The organism is Micromonospora radicis, from assembly GCF_003583405.1.
Classification (GTDB): Bacteria; Actinomycetota; Actinomycetes; order Mycobacteriales; family Micromonosporaceae; genus Micromonospora; species Micromonospora radicis.
Genome location: NZ_QXEC01000012.1, coordinates 77,123 through 95,530 on the forward strand (window position 1 = coordinate 77,123; position 18,408 = coordinate 95,530).

General features: G+C 72.0%; 16 protein-coding genes. All 16 read right to left on the reverse strand.

Translation table 11 applies throughout. The features are described from left to right. Positions 1–95 precede the first annotated feature (95 nt). Positions 96–611, reverse strand: a complete 516-nt coding sequence (locus tag D2L64_RS14500; protein ID WP_119576558.1) for a shikimate kinase — start codon at positions 609–611, stop codon at positions 96–98. After that, the gene (gene aroC / locus D2L64_RS14505; RefSeq protein ID WP_119576561.1) at positions 608–1,786 is read right to left on the reverse strand and encodes a chorismate synthase; all 1,179 of its coding nucleotides are present in this window, start codon (positions 1,784–1,786) and stop codon (positions 608–610) included. The genes D2L64_RS14500 and aroC overlap by 4 nt, the downstream gene beginning before the upstream one ends. 85 nt (positions 1,787–1,871) lie before the next feature. After that, positions 1,872–2,528: a class I SAM-dependent methyltransferase gene (locus D2L64_RS14510; protein ID WP_119576564.1), complete on the reverse strand. Its 657-nt coding sequence runs from the start codon at positions 2,526–2,528 to the stop codon at positions 1,872–1,874. 74 nt (positions 2,529–2,602) lie between these two features. Next, positions 2,603–3,571: a glycosyltransferase family 2 protein gene (locus tag D2L64_RS14515; RefSeq protein ID WP_407663103.1), complete on the reverse strand. Its 969-nt coding sequence runs from the start codon at positions 3,569–3,571 to the stop codon at positions 2,603–2,605. Continuing rightward, positions 3,520–4,101 (reverse strand): glycosyltransferase, encoded by a 582-nt coding sequence (locus tag D2L64_RS14520; RefSeq protein ID WP_119576838.1) that lies wholly within the window; start codon positions 4,099–4,101, stop codon positions 3,520–3,522. Before D2L64_RS14520 ends, D2L64_RS14515 begins: the two co-directional genes overlap by 52 nt. Before the next feature lie 2 nt (positions 4,102–4,103). After that, the gene (locus D2L64_RS14525; protein WP_119576567.1) at positions 4,104–4,586 is read right to left on the reverse strand and encodes a glycosyltransferase family 28 protein; all 483 of its coding nucleotides are present in this window, start codon (positions 4,584–4,586) and stop codon (positions 4,104–4,106) included. Positions 4,587–4,673: 87 nt separating this feature from the next. Then, positions 4,674–5,966, reverse strand: a complete 1,293-nt coding sequence (locus D2L64_RS14530; RefSeq protein ID WP_119576570.1) for a hypothetical protein — start codon at positions 5,964–5,966, stop codon at positions 4,674–4,676. Between the two features lie 4 nt (positions 5,967–5,970). After that, positions 5,971–6,873, reverse strand: coding sequence for a sulfotransferase domain-containing protein (locus tag D2L64_RS14535; RefSeq protein WP_119576841.1), 903 nt, complete (start codon positions 6,871–6,873; stop codon positions 5,971–5,973). A gap of 7 nt (positions 6,874–6,880) precedes the next feature. After that, positions 6,881–8,470 carry a lipopolysaccharide biosynthesis protein gene (locus D2L64_RS14540; protein WP_119576573.1) on the reverse strand — a complete coding sequence of 530 codons (1,590 nt, stop codon included), beginning with the start codon at positions 8,468–8,470 and terminating at the stop codon, positions 6,881–6,883. Then, on the reverse strand, positions 8,467–9,825 hold the full coding sequence (locus tag D2L64_RS14545; protein ID WP_119576576.1) for an O-antigen ligase family protein: 1,359 nt from the start codon (positions 9,823–9,825) through the stop codon (positions 8,467–8,469). The genes D2L64_RS14540 and D2L64_RS14545 overlap by 4 nt, the downstream gene beginning before the upstream one ends. Positions 9,826–9,828: 3 nt before the next feature. Beyond that, entirely contained in the window at positions 9,829–11,427 is a 1,599-nt protein-coding gene (locus D2L64_RS14550) for a YveK family protein (RefSeq protein ID WP_119576579.1), read from the reverse strand. A gap of 147 nt (positions 11,428–11,574) precedes the next feature. Then, on the reverse strand, positions 11,575–13,494 hold the full coding sequence (locus D2L64_RS14555) for a delta-60 repeat domain-containing protein (RefSeq protein WP_233558954.1): 1,920 nt from the start codon (positions 13,492–13,494) through the stop codon (positions 11,575–11,577). A 236-nt stretch (positions 13,495–13,730) separates the two neighbouring features. Then, positions 13,731–15,437 carry a glycoside hydrolase gene (locus tag D2L64_RS14560; protein ID WP_119576585.1) on the reverse strand — a complete coding sequence of 569 codons (1,707 nt, stop codon included), beginning with the start codon at positions 15,435–15,437 and terminating at the stop codon, positions 13,731–13,733. A 399-nt stretch (positions 15,438–15,836) separates the two neighbouring features. Further along, complete coding sequence (locus tag D2L64_RS14565) at positions 15,837–16,697, reverse strand: shikimate dehydrogenase (RefSeq protein WP_407663106.1); 861 nt, start codon at positions 16,695–16,697, stop codon at positions 15,837–15,839. Between the two features lie 23 nt (positions 16,698–16,720). Beyond that, entirely contained in the window at positions 16,721–17,917 is a 1,197-nt protein-coding gene (gene mltG, locus D2L64_RS14570) for an endolytic transglycosylase MltG (RefSeq protein ID WP_119576591.1), read from the reverse strand. After that, on the reverse strand, positions 17,918–18,376 hold the full coding sequence (gene ruvX, locus D2L64_RS14575; protein ID WP_119576594.1) for a Holliday junction resolvase RuvX: 459 nt from the start codon (positions 18,374–18,376) through the stop codon (positions 17,918–17,920). It abuts the gene before it with no gap. Between the last annotated feature and the right edge of the window lie 32 nt (positions 18,377–18,408).

The window sequence follows — 18,408 nt, forward strand, 5'->3', positions numbered from 1 at the left end:
CCTCGGCGCTCGCCCGACCCCGGCCCGGGCGGGTGGGACGGTGGTGTCGGCAAGGGCCCCCGGCGCTACCCGAGGCGTGGGGAAGGGACGCTTCCCTACCCCTTGAGCAGGGGGATGATCTCCGCGGCGATCTGCTCCGGCGTGCGGCCGTCGGTCACCACCGTCGCGGTGGCCACCTCGGCGTAGAGCGGGCGCCGCTGCTCCATCAGGTGCTTGAGGGTGGCCCGCGGGTTGATCGCCAACAGTGGCCGCCCAGCGCCGAGACCGACCCGCTTCACCGCGTCGGGCAGCTCGACCGACAGGTGCACCACCCGGTGCCCGACCAGCGCGGCCCGGTTCTCCTCGGCCAGCACCGCGCCGCCGCCGAGGGCGAGCACCCCGGCGCAGGAAGCCAGCGCGGCGGCCACCGCCGCCCGTTCCAGGGCCCGGAAGTGGTCCTCGCCCTCGTCGACGAAGATCTCCGGGATCGGCTTGCCGGCGAGGCGTTCGATGTCGGCGTCGGTGTCCCGGAACTCCACGCCCAACTCCGCGGCGAGGAACTGCCCGACGGTGGTCTTGCCCGAGCCGGGCGCGCCGACCAGCACGCAGACCGGCCGGGTGGCAGCGCTCACCGGATCACCAGCGCGTCGAGGTAGCCGGCCAGGTTGCGGCGGATCTCGGTGACCGAGTCGCCGCCGAACTTCTCCACCGCCGCCTCGGCCAGCACCAGCGCCACCATCGCCTCAGCGACGACCGCGGCGGCCGGTACCGCACACACGTCGGAACGCTGGTTGATCGCGGTGGCCGGCTCACCGGTGGTGATGTCGACGGTGGCCAGGGCCCGGTTCAGCGAGGAGATCGGCTTCATCGCCGCCTTCACCCGCAGCGGCTCGCCGGTGGTGATGCCGCCCTCCAGGCCACCGGCCCGATCGGTGACCCGCCGTACGCCGGTGGCGGTGGGGATGATCTCGTCGTGTGCCTCGGATCCGCGCGAGCGGGCCTGCTGCCAGCCGTCGCCGATCTCCACACCCTTGATCGCCTGGATCGACATCAACGCGGTGGCCAGCCGGGCGTCCAGCTTGCGGTCCCACTGCACGTGGCTACCCAGACCGGGCGGCACGCCGTACGCCAGCACCTCGACCACACCACCGAGGGTGTCGGCGGCCTTCTTCGCCGCGTCGACCTCGGCGACCATCCGGGCGCTGGCCTCCGGGTCGAGGCAGCGCAACGGGTCGGCGTCGATCCGCTCGGCGTCCTCCGGCCGGGGCCGCAGCCCCGGCTTGGCGGCGACCGGGCCCAACTCCACCACGTGCGAGACGATCTCGACGTCGAGTGCCTGCCGCAGTAGCGCCTTGGCCACCGTGCCGACGGCCACCCGGGCGGCGGTCTCCCGCGCGCTGGCCCGCTCCAGGATCGGCCGGGCGTCGGTGTGGCCGTACTTCTGCATGCCGGCCAGGTCGGCGTGACCGGGCCGGGGCCGGGTCAGCGGCGCGTTGCGGGCCTGCCGCGCCAGTTCGTCGGCGGCGACCGGGTCGGCGGCCATCACGGTCTGCCACTTGGGCCACTCGGAGTTGCCGACCCGGATGGCGACCGGGCTACCCAGCGTCACCCCGTGCCGCAGACCACCGACAACCTCGATCTCATCCTGCTCGAAGGACATCCGGGCGCCTCGGCCGTAGCCGAGCCGGCGGCGGGCCAACTCGCCGGCGATCTCGGTGGTGGTCACCTCGATCCCGGCCGGCACCCCCTCCAGCAACGCGACGAGGGCGGGTCCGTGCGATTCCCCTGCGGTCAGCCAGCGCAACACAGCCATGAGTCTGTCACGCCCGGTGTCCACCGCCGCGCACCGCCCGCCGCGTCCCGCCCTGCGGACGGCGACCCGGCGCCGTCCGCTACGCCGTCCGGACCGCGATGATCGACTTGGTCAGCCCGAGCAGGCGTTCGCTGCGGATGGTCGCCTCCGGAAAGAGGTAACGCAGCTCGGCGCGGCCGATCAGTTCCGTGGTCAGCACCTGCCGCATGGCGGCCTCGTACGACTTGCCCGGGGTGTACGCCAGCGGCCACTTGCGGGCCATCACCACCCGCGCCGACACCGGCAGGAACTGCATGCCGGGCGCCACCCAGTGCGGCTCGACCGGGAAGTACCGGTACGGGGTCTGCACCCAGTACGCGGGTGCCAGCTCCCGGATCGCCTCCGCCATCCGGCGCCGCCGCTCGTGCCCGCCGACGTGCTCGAGGACGCTGTTGCTGAACACCAGGTCGTAACGCCGGTTCAGGATCTCCTTCGGCAGCTCGCAGGCGTCGGCGTGGTCCGCCTCGGCCCAGTCGGGCAGTTCGGTCGGCAGCGGCTCCAGGTTGACCACATGCACCCGGGCCGGGCGGACGGGGACCTTGGTCCAGCTCTCGACCCGGCCGCCGAGGTCGAGCACGCTCATCTCGGCCAGGTTCGGGAAGGTGTCCGAGAGCCACGCCGCGCGCCGGGCCCGCCGCTTGGCGCCGTACGAGTTGGGCGAGTCGACGAGTCGGAACCTGAGCGAGTGCAGTGCCATCGAGGTCTGGTCCTTCGTTCGAAGCGGTCGGTCGGTTCGGCGGTGGTGGTCCGGGTGCGGGCGGGTCGCTCGGCTCAGATGCCGCGACCACGCTTGTGCAGGGTGCGCAGCACGGCGTCGGCGCGGACCACCCGGCCGGCCACGGCCAGGGCCAGGTAGGCGCGCGGTTCCCGAGGGTTGCGGCGGATGGTGCGCCGGGCCCAGCGCAGCGCGCCCCGGGAGTCACCCGAGGCGGCTCGGGCGAAGGCGATCTGCCCGGCGACCCTGGCCTCCCCCGCCGGCTGGGTGGCGAACTCGGGATAGCGCTCCAGCAGCCACTGCAACGCCTCGGAGATGGTGTCCCAGCGCTGGGCGAAGTACGACCGCTTGTGCCAGCGCACCAGCACGTACGGGGTGCGCAGGTTGACCAGCGGGGCGCTACGGGCCGCCCGCAGCAGGAACTCGTAGTCCTCGGCGTAGCTGCCCGGGATCTCCTCGTCGACCAGTCCGAACCCGTCGCGCAGGGCGGCGGCCCGGATCAGGAAGGTCGACGGGTGCAGCTCGGTCATCCGGTCCCGCAGCAGGTCGGCCAGGCTGACCGAATCCCGCTCCAGCACCCGCTCGACGGTGTTCCCGTCGTAGTCGACCCGGATGCCGCAGCTGACGAAGTCCGCACCGGGCACCGCGGCCAGCGCGTCCACCTGGGCTCGGAGCTTGCCCGGCAGCCACTCGTCGTCGTCGTCGCAGAACGCGACCAGTTCACCGGTGGCCGCCACGGTGCCCGAGTTGCGGGCCCCGGCCAGCCCCGCGGTGCGGGTGTTGGTCACCACCCGCACCGGCCGGTCCGGGCCGGACAGCTCGGTCAGCGCCGGGTCCGGCTCGGACTGGTCGTAGACCACCACCGTCTCGACCGGCCCCGGATAGTCCTGCGCGACGATGGCCCGCACCGCGGCCCGCAGCAGTTCGGGACGGTCCCGGGTGGGCACGACAGCACTCACGCTCGGGTAGGACGTCATCGGTTCCGCCTTCCGTTCGGGTCGGTCGCGGGCCGCGGCCGCCACCATGGGCGGCGGCGTCGCTGCGCGGCGACGGCCACCAACTCCTCGACGATCACACCCACCCGCCGCACCGCGGCCCGTTGGCCGTCGGCCGCGGCGGCGTCGACCGTCACGGCGTACCGCCCGGGATCGGTCAGGCCGGCGTCGAGGGCGTCGCGCAGCTCCTGCCGCGACTCGCAGAGCACGATCAGGCCGGCGGCGCCGAGCCGGCGGGCGAACAGCTGCTGGTGGTCGTCGACGTGCTCGCCGTGCGCCGGGTCGCGGGGCACCACGATCGGCAGGTGCCCGTGCCGGCGGGCCTCCAGGATGGTCGCCGGACCACCGTGGCACACCACCAGGTCGGCCTGGGCCATCGCGGTCTGCAACTCGGCGTGGCCGAGGAACGGCACCGCGTCGGGCAGGCCGGTGACCGGGGTGTGCCCGTGCTGGACGGTCAGCGCCACCGCGCCGGGCACCTCGTCGTGCCACTGCCGGAGCCACTCGACCAGCCGGTCGAAGCGATGCTTGTCGGTGCCGACGGCGGCCAGCAGTCGGATGCTCACAGCAGCGTCCCCACGACGGTGGCCTCCGGGTACTGGCGACGCTGCTCCTCCCACTGCACGAGCATCGCCGACAGGAACGGGCGGCAGAGCCGGGCCGTCAGCGTCGGGGTGTCGATCCGGTCGTAGACCTCGATGTAGACGGTCGGGATCCGGCGCAGCCGGGCCAGCACGACGAAGGGCACCGCGACACCGGCCCCGGTGGTGACCACGGCGGCGACCTGCCGCCGACGCAGCACCCGGGCCGCCAACAGGGTGTTGCGCAACAGGTTGCGGACGTTGCGGGTGGTCGGGTGGTGGGCCGGGATCACCTCCTCGCCGGCCAGCAGCGACACCGCCTCGGGGGTGTCGAAGGTGACCCAGCACCGACGCCAGGTCTCGTACCAGGGGCGCAGGGCCAGCAACTGGGCCAGGTGCCCGCCGCTGGATCCGACCAGCAGCAGCACCGGCTGTCCCACGGTCTCCTCGATGGTGTTGTCCACGCGACTCCCCACAAGTTCGCTGTGTCTCCACGACGATCAGGTCCTGCACCCGCCGCCCACTGTGGACCGGCCGACGGGTCGTACACATCAGCCGCCCTGTCGGTTTTCCACGACGTCCAGCAATGCGGGATGCAACGCCGGATTCCAGCCGGCTCCGGCGTCGGCCAGCCGCCAGGTCCGCAACCACATCTCCACCAGGTAGGCATCGGCCACCAGGGCCCGGCGGGCCGGGTCCAGGCCCAGCCGGTCGCCGTACCGGTCCAGCCACCGTCGCACCTGTTCGGCCGCCACGGCGGCCGACTCGCCCCGCACCACCAGGGACCGCTGGAACGCGTCGTGGGCCAGGTCGAACCCGACCGGTACGTCCGGGCCACTGTGCTCCCAGTCCCAGGCGATCAACGCACCGGCGTGCCGACCCAGGTTCCACGGCACCCAGTCGCCGTGCCAGTGGCCGAACTCCACGGCGACGTCGCCGTGCCGGCGGACCAGCTCGGCGACCGCCGTCTGCGCCCGGGCGCCGGCCGGATCGGTGGCGGCGGCCCGCTGCGCCTGCGCGGTCAGCCGGGCCAGGAACGGCGAGCCGACCAGCGGTCGCGGCGTCGCCGCCGGTCGACCCCGGCGGGCCACCGCGAGCAGCGCGTCCACCTGCGGTGCGGTGTCGGCCGGAAGCCCGCGTACCCCGGTGGGCAACGGCTCGACCAGCGCGACCACCTGCCCGGCCCAGTGGGTCTCGGCGAGCAGCCGCGGTGTGCCCGGGTGCCCGGCCACACCGGCCACCGTGGACAGTTCGCGCAGCGCGGCCGCCTCGGTGGTGACCAGGGACCGGGTCGCGTCGTTCCACCCGATCTTGGCGTATCCGCGCGGCGCACCGGCCCGGTCGAACAGTTGCAGCGTCGGCTTGTGGTTCGGGTCCGGCGGACGTACCCCGCAGGCGGCGTACGTCGGCCCACCGGACAGGTCGGCGGCGAGCCGTTCGGCCAGCAGCACCTCGGCCGGGTCGACCCCGGCCGGTACGGCGACGGTCAGCACCGGAAACGGCGCGCGGGCGAGCAGACCGAGGCGGGCCGCCACACCGAGCACGGCCCGTGCGGCCCGCACCTTCGTCGGCCGCAACGCGTTGTACGCCAGTAGCGCCGCCGCCGTGGCCCGCGCCGAACCCAACGGCAGCAGGAACCGCGCCCGGTCCACCGACGCGACGATCGCGTAGCGGGCCACCACCCGGTGCCCGTCGGGCACCCGAGCGTCCATCGTCGCCACGACCCGCCGGTCACCGAAGACCGCCCGGGTGACCCAGCCCAGCCCGTCGTCGCGGGTACGCGGGTCGGCCGACGTCGGCACACCCACCCTGCCGCCCTCGATGCCGGCGATTCGTTCGCTCATCCGGTCACGCCACCCGGTCCGGCCAGTCCAGCCGCAGCCCCAGCCGCTGCCGCAACGCCTCGTTGTGCGGGCGGTAGTACTCGGTCAGCTCGGCCCGCAACGCCGGTTCCAGCGGTGCCGACCGCCGGTCGTTGTACACCTTGAAGTCCGGCAGGTCGAACGGGGGCAGACCGAGGAAGTCCAGGGTGCGCTGATAGGTGGCCCGGGCGTCACGGTACAGCTCCTCGCTGGGCACAAAGAGCAGCTGCGACCGGTCGAACAGGGCCAGCCACGGTTCGAGGTGCTCCAGGTAGCGACCCCGGGCCCGGTAGGTGTACCAGTCGTAGCGCTCGCTGAAGTACTCCGGCTCGGCGACCAGTCGCTCCCGCTCCCCCGCCGTACGCTCCGGCTCGGCGGCCAACGCGGCGGCGAAGTCCAGCGGCTCCACCCCGTTGGTACGCCGTTCCTTCCAGTGCGAGTACGCCCGCTCCACCGGATCGCGCAGCAGCACGACCAGCTTCACCTCGGGCAGCAGCGCCGCGACCCGCTGCGCGGCCAGCGGGTGGAACATGTACAGCGGCGCGGCCTCACCGACCCGTACCGGGCCGCCGTGGCGCGATTCCAACGCCTCCCGGTGGCGGCGGGTCGGGAAGTGCGACCGGTACCACGCCTCGCCCCGGCCCCAGTTCTCCTCGAAGTAGTGCGAGGACTTCGTGTTCCAGGCCGGGAAGAGCCGGGGCACCAGCGGATGCTGGATGAGGTAGTTCCACAGCGAGGTGGTGCCACCCCGCTTGGTGCCGATGATGAGGAAGTCCGGCAGCGGCCGACGATCGCTGGTGCGTACCCCGTAGTCGACGAGGCTCTCCCGCACCCGGTTCGTCATCTGCGTCGGCACCAACTGTTTGACCCGGTCGCGGAGGGATGACACGACCAACTCACCTGCCCTTCGACGGTGGTGGCGGGACGCTCGCCGGCGCCCCGCCACGGATCTGCACCATGGTCGCCCGGATGCCACGTCGCACCCGGGGCAGCGTCAGCAAGCCGACGCAACCGACAGCGAGTACGGCCAGCGCCACCGCCAGGCCGACGATGCCCCGGCCGCCGGCCAGCAGACCGGCGACCGCGGCCACACCCACGCCACCGGCCGTCACCAGCGCGGCGCGCAGCATCGGCGCGTCGGCCAACGGCTGCCCGACGACGACCCGGGCGCAGACCACGGCGGTGACGTTCTCCGTGACGATGCCCGCCGCCCAGGCACAGGCCGCTCCGGTCGCGCCGTACGTGGGAATCAGCAACAGACCGAGTGAGACGGTGACGGTGAGCCCGGCCACGGTGGCCGCCAGGTGCAGCCCGCTGCGCCCACTCATCAACAGCAGGCTCTGCACGTTGCCGACCCCGGTGTTGACCAGCATCGCCACCGCCAGCACGGTCATCGCGGTGGCACCACTGGCGAACCCGGCGCCGAACAGTTCGAGGAAACCCGCCCCGAAGACCGCGAGCAGCAGGTACACCGGCCAGGACAGCACCAGCGCCCAGGTGGTCAACTGCCGGTGCAGCGCGGCCGCCGCGCCGGGACGCCCCGCGCCGAACAGCCGGGACAGCTGCGGCGACACCGCCACCCGCAACCCCTGCATGGCGAGCTGCCCGGCGAGGATGTATCGACTCACCGCACCGAAGACACCCGCGTCGGCCGGCCCGGCGAGCACCGTGGTGAGCAGCACCCCCACCCAGACGGCGCCCGCGTCGATCGCCGCCGACGCGGCCCGCGGCAGGGCGAACCGCCAGAACGTCGACCACTCGGCCCGCCCTGCCCGCAGGCCCGCTCCCCGGCCGATCCCCAGTGGCCCGGCCACCAGCAGCAGAGTGAGCAGCATGGCCAGCAGCGCGGGCAGCAGCCAGCCGGTCAGCCCGGCGAGCAGTCCACCGCCAGCCAGCACGGCCGCACCGACGAGCACCGGTCGGACGGTCGGCAGCAGGACCGACTGCACCGCCACGTAGGCCCGCATCGACCGTACGCAGCGCAGCACGGCGAAGAGCAGGGTCATCGCCACCACCACCGGCACCGCGGCGAAGCTCAGGCGCAGCAACGTGGCACCGTCGGTACCGGAGCCGTCCAACAGCCGACGGGCGAGCGGTTCGGCGGCGAGCATCCCGACGGCCGCGACCGCGAGCCCGGCCGTCAACGGTGGGACCAGCGCGACCGACAGCAACCGGGCGGCGTCACCGTCGGGGCCGATCCGCCGTCGGGGCAGACTCCAGATCAGGGCGGTCTCCGCGCCCAGCACGCAGAGCGCCGCGGCCACCGTCACCACGCCGATCGCCGCGAAGAAGACACCGGATCCCTCGGTGCCGTAGCCGCGGGTGATGACGACCACCAGGACGAAGCCCATCAACCCGTTGACGGCGGCGCCGAACAGCCCGGCGACACCACTGCGTGCCCCGCGGCGGGCCTCGGTCGCCGCGACGTCCCGGTCGGACGGTGCGCCGGTGGCGGGATCGGCCGGCGGCCGGGTGGGTACGGTCATCCGGACGCCACCTCCGGTCGCGGCGCCGGGCGCGGCAACACCGGCCCGACGGGCCGGGTCTCCCGCTCGACCAGGGCCATGGTGAGGGCGATGGCGAAGAACGCCACCGAGAGGTTCGGGCTGGCCATGCCGTAGAACGGCATCTGCACCAGACACACCACCGGTAGCACCGCGAGCCACTGACCCGGCGCCGACCGGACCCGGGCGCAGATCACCGCAACCAGCGCGAACCAGCCGAGGAAGGACAACAGCGCCGGTACGCCGTGACTGAACAGCACCATCCACAGTTGACCCTGGGTGCCGACCGGCACCGGTGCGCTGATGGTGTCGACGCTGGCCGGGGCGCCGTACCCGAGCCACGGCGACTCGGCGACGCGCCGCAGCACCTCGCCGTAGAGCGCGAAGCGGTCACTGTTGGTGTCGCTGGACTCGACCCGGTTGTCGATCAGCTCGGCGACCGGGATGACCAGGGTGGCGAGCCCGCCGATGAGCAGCACGCCGACCACCGAGGCGCCGACCCGGACGTTGCCCCGGCGGGCGGCCCGCAGACCGAGCACCAGCAGACCGGCGCCGAGGCTGACGAACATCGTCCGGTTGAGGGTGAGGAAGGCCGGTGCCAGCGACAGCGGCAGCGAGGCGATCAGCGCCCAGCGCAGCAGCCCCCGCCGCCGCAGCATGACGAACGCCACCACGCAGGGCAGTGTCATCGCGTACGCGCTGCCGTAGTTGTTGGTGTACGGGAAGGGTGCCGACGGCCGGTAGATCGGGTTCAGCGAACGGGCACTGAACTCGCTGGCCCCGACCCGCACCAGATCCTGGATGTACGGGTTACCGGCGATGCCACCCGGCAGCAGCATCTCCATCGGCGTGCCGAGCGTGAACCGGGGCATCACCACACCCAGCCAGCCGAGCGCCACCAGCGCGAACCAGAACAGGCACAGCGGCACCAGCAGCGCCGACAGGTCCGCGCGTTGCCGGGCGACGGCGTACACGTAGACGCCGACCACCAGGGCGGTGACGTAGAAGCCGAGGCGCAGGCCGAAGCCGAGCAGCGAACCGACCGTCGACAACTGGGTGGCGCTGACCATGACCAGTGCCAGGAAGAGCAGCCAGATCCCGGTGCCCGGCGGCAGCGGCACCCGGCCCCGGACCAGCAGCAGCGCCAGCAGCACCGCGCCCAGCAACGACCAGCCCAGGTAGAACGCCCCGGCCAGCCACCAGACCGGCACCAGGCCGAACATCACCGTCAGCGGCCACACCGGCAGCCGGGGCAGCGGCGCCGGGGCCAGCCGCGCGTCCGGCGCGGCGGAGGCGCCGGCCGGGTCGCTGACCGACGGCGGGCTGAGGACCGGCACGCGTCACCCCCGGCCGCTGCGGGTCAGGATGAACCCCAGCGGGGCGACCCCCGCGGCACGCAGCCGCTCCGCCAGGCGGCGGAGGTCGTCCTGGCGGGTCCGGTCCTGTTCGATCACCACCACCGCGGTGCCCTGCCGGGCGGCGGCCACACCCCGCTCGTCGGCCTCGGCCGGCGGCGCGTTGAACAGCACGGTGCCCTGGGCGGCGCGCTGCCGCCAGGTGCCGAAGCGGACGGTTCCCGCGCCCACCGGCACCTCGTCGGCCCGCTCGGCGACGCTGCTCTGCCCGCTGGCCGGCGCGCCACTGGCCATCCGCGGCAGCATCATGGTCGCCTCCGGATCGGCCGGTACGCGGGCGGCGGCCGGACGCGGGGACGGTCGCCGTACGGTGATCTGCTCGGTGATGTCGTCGACGGAGCCGGAGCCGTCCGGGCGGGGCTTCGGGATGACCGGCCGGGCCGGGTTCACCGCTGCGGGCAGCCGACCCCGGTCGGTCATCACCGTGGCGCGCAACCGGTCCAGCCGGCCGCTGTCGTCGGCGACGTACACGTCCCGGCCGGTGGCGGCGAGCGCCACCGCCAGGCCGGCGGTGAGGCTGGACTGATCCTCCCGGGTGGTCAGAAGCGCGACCCGGGCGGGTTCGCGGACCCGCTCGGCGATGGCCATCGCCACGTACCGGATGTCCGCGTCCACCGCGGTGCGCCGCCCGCGCAGGCCCCGGCCGCGGACGGTGCCGAGCAGCGGCAGGCCGGTGGCGTCCCGTCCGTCGTCGACCGACCGGGTCCGCCGGTCCATCGACTCCCAGGCGAAGGCGAGCACGATTCCGAGCAGGACACCGCCGAGCACCCCGGCCACCACGTAGAGCGGGCCCCGACCGCCCGAGCGGACCAGGGCCCGTTCGGCGGACTGGGTGACCCAGCCCGGGTTGACGTCGACGGCGGCGATCTCCGTGCGGGCGGAGCTGAGCTGGGTGAGCTGGTTGTTGACCCCGGCGAGTTCGGCGACCGCCGCGTCCCGGGCGCCGCCGCTGGCGTTGGCGACCCGCCGTTGCAGGGCCGTCTGCTGGGCGGCGACCTTCTCGATGCTCTCGTCGTACGAACGCAGCATCTCCTCCCGCTGCCGCTCGTACATGGCCCGCCGGACGTCCAGGTACGACTGGGCGGCGAGGTTGACGCTGTCCACCGCCGACTCGGCGGTGCCCGCGGAGTAGGTGAAGCGCAGGATCTGGCCGCCGGCGGGCACCTCCACGTCCAGCGCGTCCCGCACGTCGCGCGGATCCCGGCCGCCGGCCTCGGCGAGCCGCTGCACCACGTCGGTGCCGGTGGCGATGCCACTCTCCACGTTCATGTTCACCGCCCGGTCGGCCGCCGCCCCGCTGGGGGTGAAGGCGTCGGTGACCACCGGGCGGACCGCCACCACCGCGCTCGCGGTGACCGCGCCGGGAACCAGCAGGACGTACCCGAGGGCGGCGGCCAGCCCCAGCGCCGAAACCGCGGCCACCAGCCGGATTCGATGCAGCGGCACCCGCAACAGATCGGTCAGGGTGACCGTCCGGGCCGCGGCCACGCCGCCGGGCCAGTTGCCGGGCTGTGCATCAGTCATGAGCCACCGTCGCTACGTGTCGAACGTGAACATCGCGGGTACCGGAAAGGGTGGAAGGACTCCACCCGACGATCGGGCCGGCGACGGAAGTCCGTCGCCGGCCCGATCTCCACAAGTTACCGAGCTTGCGCTACAACGGGCACACCCCTATTGCACGGAGAAGAACATTCGCGGCGTCGACCACGTCAATCCTCCGCCAGCCGGCGCGATCACCGTACTCGCCGCGCCGCTGACCGCCGGCGCCGCCGTCGGGTCGAACGGTACGCTGCGCAGACTTCCGTCGGTGTGGCCGTACACGATGTTGCCGCCGACCCAGGCCATCCCGCGTACCGCCGACCAGGTGACACCGGTGGTGGGCAGGGTGAACTCGGTGGCGCCGAGGTAGTTGCCGTCCACCTCGAAGTACCGGTAGTAGAGCTGGTTGGCGCCGGTCCGGGTGTAGTACAGCCGTCCGTCGAGGAAGAACGCGCCGGTCAGGTTCGCCGGGTTGTACCAGTCGTTGTAGCCGGAGGACTCCCAGGGCACCCCGATCGCGGCACCGTTGAACATGGAGATGTCGATCCGGCTGCCGGTGGGCGTGCCGCTGACGGTACGGGACCAGTAGATCCGGTCGCTCACCCGCCAGGTCGCACCGGCACCGGTGTAGTTCGGCTGGCTCACCGTGCTCGGCGTGCCGATGCTGGTGCCGTCGAACGGCACCTTGGCCAGTTCGCCCTCACCCGTACCGAGGTAGAGGTAGCCGGTGGTTCCGGTCGGAGGGTTCCGCGGGGTGATCGTACGACCACCCGCGATCGGGAACATGCCGAGTCGGCCGTGGTACTCGTTGCCCATGCCGTCGGAGTTGTGCCCGAAGTAGAGCCCGTCGGTGCCCCGCCAGAGCACCGGCACCTGCGAGCCCCAGTTGCTGGCGCCGGAGGGCAGCGCGCTGCCGCCGCGGCGACCGGGGTTCCAGTTGACCGGCATGCCGGTGGCCGGGGTGACCGCGGCGATGCCGAGCCGGTCGACCGCGCCGGGGCCGGCCGCGTCGTGCGCGTTGGGGTTGTTCAGCCAGCGGAAGTGCCCGCCGAGGTAGATGATGTTGTCGGCCACCTCGACCGAGGTGATCGTGTCGTTGCCGGTCCAGGCGACCCAGGTACCGAGCTGGTTGGGCCCGCGGTCGGCGGTCTCGAACCGGACCAGCGCGTCGCAGTAGGCGGCCGGCCAGCCGGAGCCGCCGTTGGTGCCGACGACGAACCAGTCGCCGTTGCCGCCGAAGCGCACGTCCTGCACGTAGTGCACGAAGGTCGCCGGTGCCACGCACGGCGGTACGAACTTCTCCGTGCTCCAGTCGAGCACGCTGGGCGTGCCGGTCAGGTCGATCAGCGCCATCTGGTTGCGGGACAGGCCGTTGACGAACATGAAGTTGCCGCCGGCGACCATCGTGCTGCCGTCCGGGGTGACGTCGATGGCCCACGCGTACGAGCCGGTGTCGTGTCGGCCCACGGTCGCGTTGATGTTGAAGGTCGGATCGATCGCGCCGGTGCTGGCGTTGAGCCGGGCCAGTCCGGAGTGCGCGGTGCCGTTGATCCAGTTGAAGGCGCCGGCCAGGTAGAGGTCGTTGCCGTGCAGCACCATGTCGCGGATCATGCCGCCGTCGGAGCGGCCGACCCAGCTCTCGATGATCATGCCGGTGGCCGGGTCGAGGGCGACCAGGTTCCGGCGGGCCACCCCGTTGACGTTCTTGAACGCGCCGCCGACGATCAGCGTCCCGCCCGGGCCGGCGATGAGGGAGTTGACCGCACCGTCGAGCACCGGCAGGAAGCTGGTGGAGATGGTGCCGGAGGTCCGGTCGTACGCGAACAGGTAGCGCTGGGTGATCCAGGCCGTGGTGGCGGTCTGCCGGATCTGGGTGAAGCTGCCGCCCACGAAGACGGTGTTACCCACCTGCGCGAAGGCGCGGGTCTCACCGTCACGGGCGTGCGGGGTCTGGTCGGCCGGGTTCGCCGACACCACGGTGCCGGTCTCCGGCACCGGTAGCACGGCCGCGTCGGCCGCATTGGGTACGGCCAGCACGGCCGCTATGGTCACCAGCGCGACGGCACCGGCCCGGACTCGACGTCTACGGGTAGGTCGCCACTGGAAGGAGATTATGGGCACGCTGCGCCTCCAGAGTGGACGGGATCGCCGTAGCCTAATCCCGTCCACCCCGCAGGGCGACATCCGCCGATTGGGCGGTCAGTGAATCCGTTAGCGGACAACACCGGTGGCGATCGGATTGCCGACAGCCACCGATGTGCCGCGGACTCGTTCTGCCGAATCTCCGTTCAGCGGCTCCCTCCGGTGGGCTGCCGCAGGTAGCTGTCCCGTCCGGCGGCCGCGAACCCGGCCAGCGCCGCCGCGTCGTGGTTCATCGTCATGTTGCAGTTCTTGGTGGTCGTAGTCACGCCGGCCGAGTTGAAGTAGATCGCGGCCTTGATCTTCGGGTGAGCCTTCAACGCCGCCGGGAACTCCTCGAACCAACGCCGCTTCGCATTCGGATCGTCGATGTCGAAGTTCGTGCCGAACTCGGCCAGCATCCGCGGCTTGCCCGCGCCGATGCCCTGCTCGTCCAGCCAGCGGTAGAAGGATCCGATGGTGGTGCTCGGGCTCTTCCAGACCGTGCTGCCGTTGCAGACGTGGAAGTTGTACGGATCCCAGGCCACCCAGTCGACGTACCGGTCACCGGGGTACAGCCCGGCGTACCGCTGGTAGTGGCCGGACCAACCCATCATCGTCCACACCCAGACCGCGTTGCGGGCACCGGCCGCGGCGAACCGGTCGTGCACGTACCGCCAGGCCCGGACGAAGTCCGCGTCGCTACCCTTGGCCGGCTCGTCCTCCGGTTCGTGGTCGAATCCCATGAAGACCGGCCGTCCGACCGCCCGGATCCGACCGGCGACGTCGTCGATGACCTGGTCGTACCGGCCACTGTAGACGTCCTTCCAGGTCAGCACCGTTCCGGAGGAGAAGACCCGGCTCTCCCAGGCGAAGAACATCAGCCGTCCGTCGCGCATCTGCTCCTGCTGGAACGAATCCGGGAAGGCACCGTTGCTGCCGTTGTTGGAGAAGTCGTGGTAGCGGTGCACCACGTCGAACTTCCGCCCCACCTGCGCCTCGACGTCGGTGATCGCCCGACCGTGGTCCCAGGTCGCCGGATTGGTCGGTGAGTACATCCCCCACCAGGCGCCGCAGGACGGCACCAGCTTCTCCGAGACGGTGCCGCACTTGCCCGAGCCGGCCGGCGGCGGAGTGGTCGTCGTGGGGCTCGGCCGGGCGGGCGTGGGACGTACCGTCGGCGACGCGCTCGGCGAGGCCGGCGGTGTCGTCGGCGCGGCCGTGGGCGGCAACGTGGCGCTGGGCGGCGGCGGCGACGGACGGCCACCCAGGTCGTAGCTGAGCACCAGGTTGGGCCGCAGCGCCGAGTTACCGTTCTCCCCCGACGCCCAGTAGATGCGGGTGTCCAGACCGGCCTGGGCCAGCGACATCGTCCAGATGCCGTTGCCGGTGACCAACCCGGAGACGTCCCACTCGTTGAAACCCTTGCCGACCGCCGTCACCGCGTCCAGGGCCGAACTGACCCGCTCCGGCGCCGGCCGGACCGCGGTCGCGTCGAGCGCGGAGGCGTGGGCGCTCACCGTGGCCTTGAACGCCTGCCAGGCGTGCACCCGTAGGGTCGCCCGGACGTTCACCGCGTTCGCCGGCAGCGACGTCACCATGAAGGCCAGCACCGCGTCCCGACCGCCACGCGGGTTCCCGTCGCACCGTGCCGGGCAGGTGGCCAGGGTCGTCTTGACGCTGTTGTCGCCATCCTGCGCCACCGACGTGGCGGTGGTATCGGCGACCACCGGCACCGACAGGTCGTCGGCGGCGAACAGGGGCACCATGGTCGCGGTCAGCCCGAGCACGACCGTGACGCCGAGCGCGCCGAGGACCACGGCCTTGCGCCGGGGACCGGGGTGCCGGATGAGGCGATGAAGTCCACGCCTGGTCACAGGAACTCCTTGTGTCTGCGACGATAACGCTGAGCAGCGTATCGGTGTACACAACAGAGCGTGGGCATGACAGGGGGACCTAAGCGCGTCTTAAAGGTCACCTAAGCCAACGCTGCGACTCGTCGGCGGTTTGTCCGCTCCGTGCACGACGAAGACCCCGGAGACCGCGTCAGACCGGCCCGGCGACCCGTAGCACGACGATCGGGCGGCCACCCCGGTCGCCGACGTCCCGGCCGAGGAAGGGAGACGTCGGACGTGTCATGACCGCGCGCCAGGACTCCACCCTCGAAGTCCGTCGCACACCTGCCCCGGAGATCTTGGACAGTTCCCGTTGGTTCCTGACCGGAACCGTCCAAGATCCAGGCCAGAACCTCGCCCGTCGCGCTCTACCGGGACAGTTCACTGTCGGGGAGCACGGGCAGCAGTGAGAGCGGCGGCCATCGCAGACCGGGGAGCGGGAACGCCCGTGAACTGCTCGAACTGGCCGACCGCCTGGGCCAGCAACAGGTCCAGGCCGGAAACGACGCGGCAGCCGGCAGCGGCGGCCGAGGCGGCCAGCGGAGTCGGCCACGGATCGTAGATGGCGTCGAAGAGCACCGTGCCGGGACGCCAGCGAACCACACCGGCCAGTTCGTCAGCGGCACCCTTCGGTACCGTGGAGATCAGCAGGTTCGCGTCGGCCAGCGCCGCCGCGTCCGTCCAGGACACGGCGGTCAGGGTCAGCCCCAGGGCGGTCGCCACCGGTGCCAGTTCGTCGATGGCCGCCGTGCGGCGGGCCACCACGCTCACCTCGGTCGCACCCAGCCGGGCCGCCGCGGCCAGCGCCGCCCGCGCGGTCCCGCCCGCACCCAGCACGGTGACGGCCCCACCCGCACCCGGCACCACGCCCACCTCACCGACGCCAGACACCACGCCGAGGCCACCCTCGCGTACACCTGCCGTGGTCAGCACGTCGACCATGCCGCTGACGTCGGTGTTGTCGGCGTACCAGGTGCCGTCGGGGCGGCGTACCAGGGTGTTGGCGGCACCGACGGCGGCGGCCACCGGCGAGACCTCGGCGGCCACCGCGAGCGCCACCTCCTTGCCGGGCATGGTCACCGACAATCCGGCCCACTCCGGGCCCAGGCCGGCGACCAGGTCCGGCAGCTCCGCCGCCGCGCACTCGATCCGGGTGTACGACCACCCGGCGAGCCCGGCGGCGGCGTAGCCGGCGTTGTGGATGACCGGGGAGAGCGAGTGCGCGATCGGCTTGCCCAGCACCGCCGCCCGCCGAGCGGCCACGCTCACAGGACGCCGTTCTCCTTGGCCTTCTCGATGTTCTTCAGGTGCTGGTTGTAGCTCGGGGTGAAGGCGGAGTTGCCCTCCTTGTCGATGGCCACGAAGAACAGCCAGTCGCCGGTCGGCGGGTCCATCGCACCCTCGAGCGCGTCCCTGCCCGGATTGTTGATCGGGGTGGGGACCATGCCCCGCAGCTTGCGGTTGTACGGGTTCTTCGGATTGTCGAGGTCGCTGGCGGTCATCTGGCCGGAGGTCTTGCCCTCCTGCCCGATCGACTCGAAGTAGTAGTTGACCGTGACGTCCATCTCCAGGCAGCCGCAGTCGAAGGTCCCCGTGTACACCCGGTTGTAGGCGACCCGGGCCACCTTGCCGAGATCCTTCTTGGTGCCGGCCTCGGCCTGCGCGAGGGACGCCACGATCAGCGCCTCGTACGGGCTGATCCCGCCGCGTTCCTTCTGCACCCGGTCGGCGAACTCCAGCTGCCCGGTGACGGTGAGGAAGTGGTCCACCATCTGGCCGAGGATCGTCTCGGCGGTGGCGTTCGGCGGGATCTCGTAGGTGTCCGGGTAGAGGAAGCCCTCGATGGACTTCTTGGCCTTCTTGCCGTCCTCCCGCTTGAACCACCAGTCCGGTACGCCGAGCTTCTCCGGATCCTTCGCGGCGGCCTCGAACTCCTTGACCGGGATCTCGGTGTGCTCGCTGAGCAACTTGAAGATGTTCTTGGCGGTGCGCCCCTCGGGGATGGTGACCCCGTTGATGATCCGGTTCTGCGGGTCGAGCATCGCGGCGAGCGCCAACTCGCCGCTCATCTCCTTGCGCAGCTTGTACGTGCCGGGCTGGATGTTGCGGCTGCGGGAGTTGTCCTCCGCCGCCTCGATGAACGCCTTGGTGCTCTTGACCACCCCGGCGTCGTAGAGCGCCACCGCCATGTCGGCCAGGAACGCGCCCTGCGGAATCTGGATCGTCACGTCCTCGGTGCCCGCGCCGTCGAAGTCCGGGGTGACGAAGTAGTTCTGGATCCGGTCGAAGCCGTAGAAGGCCCCACCGCCGATGCCGCCGAGCAGCACCAGGGCCAGCATCAGGGCCAGCACTGTCTTGCCGCGCCCGCCACCGGAGCGACCGTCCCGGCGGCGGCCCCGGCGATGCTTACCCTTGTCACCCCGATCCTGCTCGTCGTGACCGAGGTCCAGATCGTCAAACATTTACGTCCGCCTCCGCTGCGCGTCCAGCCAGCTCTGCAGAATCTCCACCGCGGCGGCCTGGTCGACCACCGCACGTTGCTTCTTCCCCCGGACACCTCGCTCGGCAAGCCTACGACTCGCGACGACCGTGGACATCCTCTCGTCGGTCAGCGTCACCGGAACAGGCGCTATCACATCAGCCAGTTGACGAGCGTACGCCTTCGCGTGCTCGGCCGCGGGTCCATGCCGACCGGCGAGGTTGACCGGAAGGCCCACCACCACCTCCACCGCCTCGTGCTCGACGACCAGCGCGGCAAGCTCGACCAGATCCGTCGGCACCGCATCTGACCTGGGGTTCTGATCCCGGGCGAGGGTCAGCAGCGGGGTGGCCAGCACCCCGTGCGGATCGGATCGGGACACCCCGACCCGGACCTGTCCCACGTCCACGCCGAGTCGCACGCCCCGAGACAACTCAGTCACTCCCCGTCACCTCCGCCGATAAACGGGTCAGG